The sequence below is a fragment of the Elusimicrobiota bacterium genome (genome assembly GCA_018816525.1).
In the GTDB taxonomy this organism is placed as follows: Bacteria; Elusimicrobiota; Endomicrobiia; order CG1-02-37-114; family XYA2-FULL-39-19; genus OXYB2-FULL-48-7.
On record JAHIVV010000091.1, the window covers coordinates 1 to 5,416 of the forward strand.

The 5,416-nt window shown below is 35.8% G+C and carries 4 protein-coding genes; all 4 read left to right on the forward strand.

Features of this window, described 5'->3' with window-relative positions; genetic code table 11:
• Positions 1-145 precede the first annotated feature (145 nt).
• Entirely contained in the window at positions 146-472 is a 327-nt protein-coding gene (locus KKH91_08250) for a hypothetical protein (protein ID MBU0952792.1), read from the forward strand.
• A gap of 17 nt (positions 473-489) precedes the next feature.
• The gene (locus KKH91_08255) at positions 490-684 is read left to right on the forward strand and encodes a helix-turn-helix domain-containing protein (protein MBU0952793.1); all 195 of its coding nucleotides are present in this window, start codon (positions 490-492) and stop codon (positions 682-684) included.
• 4 nt (positions 685-688) lie between these two features.
• Positions 689-2,125 (forward strand): putative DNA binding domain-containing protein, encoded by a 1,437-nt coding sequence (locus KKH91_08260; GenBank protein ID MBU0952794.1) that lies wholly within the window; start codon positions 689-691, stop codon positions 2,123-2,125.
• A 114-nt stretch (positions 2,126-2,239) separates the two neighbouring features.
• On the forward strand, positions 2,240-5,416 hold a 3,177-nt coding region (locus KKH91_08265), incomplete at its 3' end, for a helicase (protein ID MBU0952795.1).

Here is a 5,416-nt window from a genome sequence, read left to right on the forward strand (position 1 = left end):
ATAATAGATATGCTATAAAAGTAATACCGAATGCATTAGATTCTATCACTGTTTTTGATAAAAACGGGAAAGAACTGGGTAAGAAGAAATTTAATCCTTTAAATAGCACTTTCGAATATAATTTGCCTTAATTGAGGGAGGAATAATGGGATCTCCAATTTATACATTACAAGGAAGTGTGCGTGATCAAAATCTAAAACCTGTAGATAATAAAAAAATAGACTTGTTATTTGATAATAACCAGCTTTGTAGCCTTAATACAGAAAAAGATGGCACTTTTATATTCAACAACGATAAAGTAAAAGATATTTATGAAAATGACTCTGTTAAGTTGACATCTAGTATTGACGGTTATACAGTATCTAATATTTCTATAAGCCGGAAAACAAGCCAGATGCCCAATGGAATGGAAGTTAGAGTTGTTTCTGCTGTAATTGATGTGAAAAGGAATAAGATATTAGGTTTTTTATAGAATATTAGGAAAAATCGATGATTGGTCATAAAATAAGAAAGTACAGAAAATTAAGAGGACTTACGCAAGACGGTCTTGCACGGAAGGCAGACATTCCTTATACTACATTAAACAAGATAGAAATCGGCGATATTAAGCACCCAAGGATTGACACTATTGGGAAGATCGCTGGTGCATTAAAGGTTAAAATAGACAAATTGGTGAACGGATAATAAAATGAACAAACAGGAATTAATAAAAAAATTGCAGGATATAGAATGGGAAGATTTTGAGGTTAAAGAAGCAAAGTCAGACCTTCCAAAAAATATCTGGGAGACTGTCAGCGCTTTTTCAAATACTGCAGGTGGTTGGCTTATACTTGGAGTATCAAAGTCAGGCAATACGTATGATATAATGGGCATTGATAATCCTGTAAAGATTGAAAGTGACTTTCTTACTGCTCTCCGCGGGGATAAGTTCAATAAGAAAATACCAGTTAAATGCAAAAAATACAGGATTAACAATAAAACAATATTCGGATTTTATATTCCATCGGTTTCAGCCAAAGATAAACCAGTCTATTTTAACGCTGTCACTAACGCTTTTATCAGGACTGGCAGCGGAGACCAGCGGGCAACAAGAGAAGAAATTGACGCACTGTACAGGAATTCCTCGTTTGAAGAAAAAGACCAGGAACGTACAAAATATACAATAAAAGATTTGGACAAGAAGTCTATAGACGGTTATAGACAGTACTTTAAAACGGTTAATGAAGGGCACCACTTTAACGAACTCTCTGACGCGGCTTTTCTCAATAGTTTACGGGTTACAATAAAAGACAGGGTCACATACGGCGGATTGCTATTGTTTGGCAAAGACCTGCCGCTTGCCCATACATTTTCCAATTATCACATTGATTACCTGGAAATCCCCGGAATATCTTATGAAGACGGCCCAACCAGATACACTTACAGGTTGACCTCTGAACAGAACATCTACAGGTCTTTCTTTGATATTTACGACAGGCTTTCAAAGAGAGTAGATGTCCCTTTTAAACTCGTAGGGCCATTTGGAGACAACAATCCACCGCAATTGCAGGCAATCCGGGAAGCCCTTGTGAATATGCTTATACATTCGGATTACTACAGCGCCATCGTTCCCAGGGTGAGAGTATTTTCTGACAGGATTGAATTCTTCAATCCTGGGACTTTGCCAAAAAGCATCGAGGACATACTGAAAGAGGGCTTTTCCCAACCCAGAAACCCTATAGTTGCAAAGGCGTTCAGGTATATCCGGTTGGCTGATACTATAGGTTCCGGTTTCTATAAAATGTTTAATGGCTGGCAGAGTTACTACAAAAACAAACCAGAAATAACAGGCGACATTGACTATTACAGGATAATGTTCAAGTTCGGGGCTAAGTCATCTGGTGCCCCCATAAATGTCCCTGAAAATGTCCCTATAAATGTCCCTGAAAAAAGAAATGATATTATCCTGTTGCAAATAGCAAAAAATAATAAGATTACCATCCCTCAATTATCAAAGCTTTTAAAAGTTAATGACAAAACAATTAAAAGAGATATAGAAAACCTGAAAAATAAAGGTCTTTTAAAGCGGGTGGGCGCACGTAAAGGTGGCAATTGGGAAGTTATCAAGGATGAAAAAAGACAGTAAGGTTCTTACGGTTATAAATCCTGGCTGTTTTCTCAAGACGGAGAAAGATAGCCGGGGCACTCAAGGTCAAAATAGACAAATTGGTGAACGGATAATAGCATGGTCGAGAAAAGAATAATTTCTGATTTAACATTCATTACGAACGAAGGGAATAGAACTCTTTTAGACAGATTTAATATTCTTATTAAAGATACCAGATTTTTTGATGTTCTAGTAGGATATTTTTACACAAGCGGCTTTCATGCTTTATACAAAACCTTAGAAAAAACAGAGAAAATACGAATTTTAATTGGTATCGGAACAAACCGTCAGACTTTAAACCTTATTAAACAAACCCAGGTTTCAGAACAGCAAGCCATTAAATTCTCGCACGCCGAAGCAAAAGAGCAATTCTCTCACGAAGTAACAAATGAAATGGAGAACTCCGAAGATAAAAAAGACATAGAAGAGGGTGTGCTTAAATTCATAGAATGGCTTAATAGTGGAAAATTACAAATAAGAGCCTACCCATCAGAAAACATACATGCGAAAGTCTATATAATGACTTTTTCTGAAAGTGACCGTGATGCTGGCAGAGTAATAACCGGTTCAAGTAATTTTACCCAAGCAGGACTCATTGATAATTTAGAATTCAATATTGAACTCAAAAATAGTTCTGACTATAACTTTGCTTTAAATAAATTCAATGAATTATGGGAGAATTCTGTAGATGTAAAAGACAAATACCTTGAAACAATTCAAACAAAGACCTGGTTAAATAATACAATTACTCCCCATGAATTATACCTAAAATTTCTCTATGAGTATTTTAAGGATGAAATCAGCCAACCTGAAGATGTTTTCTTTAGATATATCCCAGAGAATTTCAAGCGATTGGAATATCAGGAACAGGCAGTTTTGAATGCCAAGAAAATACTTGAAGAATATGGCGGAGTTTTTATTTCAGATGTAGTCGGCCTTGGTAAAACCTATGTTTCTGCTATGCTTGCTAACCAACTTGACGGCAGGAATCTTGTTATAGCGCCACCCATCCTATTAGAAGAGAGTAACCCGGGTTCCTGGAGAAACATATTTTCAGATTTTAAGGTACCTGCTGATTTTGAATCCATTGGGAAATTGGACTCTTTAATAGAAAAAGGAACAGATAAGTATAAAAATGTTTTTATAGATGAGGCACATAGGTTCAGGTCAGAGACAAATATAACTTATGAGAAACTTGCCCAGATATGCAGAGGCAAGAGGGTTATATTGGTTACTGCTACGCCTTATAATAACTTTCCCAGGGATATTTTAAGCCAGATAAAACTCTTTCAAAAAGCTAAAAAGAGTACAATCCCCAATCTTCCAAACTTAGAATCATTTTTCCTGAAACTTGAGAAAAGATTTAAGGGGCTTGACAGGCAGAAAAATCTGCCGCAATACATCAAAATTGCCAAGGATAATGCAAAAGAAATCAGAGAAAATGTCCTTAAATATCTTATGGTCAGAAGGACAAGAACAGAGATTGAGAAATATTTTGTGAATGATTTAAAAAAACAGGGGCTTAAATTCCCTGATGTTGCAGATCCGGAGCCAGTTTTTTATGAGTTAAGCAATGAAGAAGACCGTATATTCAACAAGACAGTTGAACTTATAGCGAAAGATTTCAAATATGCCCGTTATACTCCTTTGCTTTATTACACAGGTGTATTAACCCAGCCGGAAGAATTATCACAGCGGAACATGGGTAAATTTATGAGAATATTACTCATAAAACGACTTGAAAGCAGTTTCTATGCTTTCAATAATTCAGTGGGCCGGTTTATATCTTCTTATGAGAGATTCCTTGAAGAATTTGAAAAAGGCAAGGTTTATGTAAGCAAAAAACACACAAACAAGATTTTTGAACTGCTTGATGAAGGTAATGATGAAGCTATACAGAAATTAATTGATGAAGATAAAGCAAGAGTATATGCTGCCAAAGACTTTACAAAAGAATTCAAAGAACAGCTACATAAGGATTTGGCGATTTTGAAAGAAATCAAAAAACTCTGGGATAATGTTAAGCGTGACCCTAAACTCCTGAAATTTATTGATATATTATCTACTAACAAACTTCTGAAAGATAATAAACTAATTGTTTTTACGGAATCAAAAGAGACGGCCGATTATATTTCAGGAATAATTAAAGATAAATTATCCGTGAAAATTCTTACATTTACCGGCCAGTCAAGTTCATTAATCCGGGATGAAGTAATTCAGAATTTTGACCCGGCATCCCGCAATCCTAAGAATGATTACGAGATACTTATCAGCACAGAAGTATTATCAGAAGGCGTAAACCTTCACCGGTCAAATATAGTAATAAATTATGATATTCCCTGGAACCCGACCCGGCTAATGCAGAGAGTCGGCCGTATAAACCGTATTGATACAAAATTCAAGAATATCTATACTTTTAACTTCTTTCCTACTAAACAATCCAATGACCAGATAAAGCTTAAAGAAGCAGCAGAAGCAAAAATACATGCTTTTATAACCCTATTGGGGAGTGATGCAAGACTGCTTACGGAAGGTGAATCCGTAGAGTCCCATGAATTGTTCAGTCGTCTGACATCCAAGAAAACGATTACTGGTGAAGATGAAACTCAAGAAAGCGAGCTTAAATATTTGGAAATAATAAGAGATATCAGAGACAAAAATCCTGATTTATTTGAAAGAATAAAACGATTACCCAAAAAAGCGCGGACTGCACGGCTTGAAAAGAACAATAAAAATGCTTTATTGACTTATTTCCGTAAAGGGAAATTAGAGAAGTTTTTCCATACAAATATACAAGACACGAAGGAGCTGGATTTTATTTCAACTGCGAAATTATTGGAAGCAGACTCAACCATTAAACGTGAGAAATTAGACGCCGGTTTCTATGAACTATTAGAAAATAATAAAAAAGCATTCGAAACAGCCACAGCAGAAGAATTACCTGAATTGAAAGCAACTGGCGGCAGAGATACTGCTACACAGGTGTTAAGGATTCTTAAGGCGATTTCAAAGGATATGAGACAACTTACTGAGGAGCAGGAACTATATTTGAAAAGAGTGATGAAAGAACTTAGTGAAGGTGGATTTCCCAAGCAAACGACAAAAACCACATTGAAAGAATTAAATCAGGAATTAAAAAATGGCATAAATATACTAAGAATTCTGGCTGTTCTGCAGAAAAATATTCCCCAGAATCTCTTAAGGGAACACATTTCAGAGAATGCGGCACAAACTTCAGGCCCAAGGGAAGTAATATTATCAGAATATTTC

What these genes read in the sequence shown, in the direction of transcription:
- KKH91_08255 (MBU0952793.1), top strand. Translation starts at nt 490, where the DNA reads ATGATTGGTCATAAAATAAGAAAGTACAGAAAATTAAGAGGACTTACG.
- KKH91_08260 (MBU0952794.1), top strand. Translation starts at nt 689, where the DNA reads ATGAACAAACAGGAATTAATAAAAAAATTGCAGGATATAGAATGGGAA.
- KKH91_08250 (MBU0952792.1), top strand. Translation starts at nt 146, where the DNA reads ATGGGATCTCCAATTTATACATTACAAGGAAGTGTGCGTGATCAAAAT.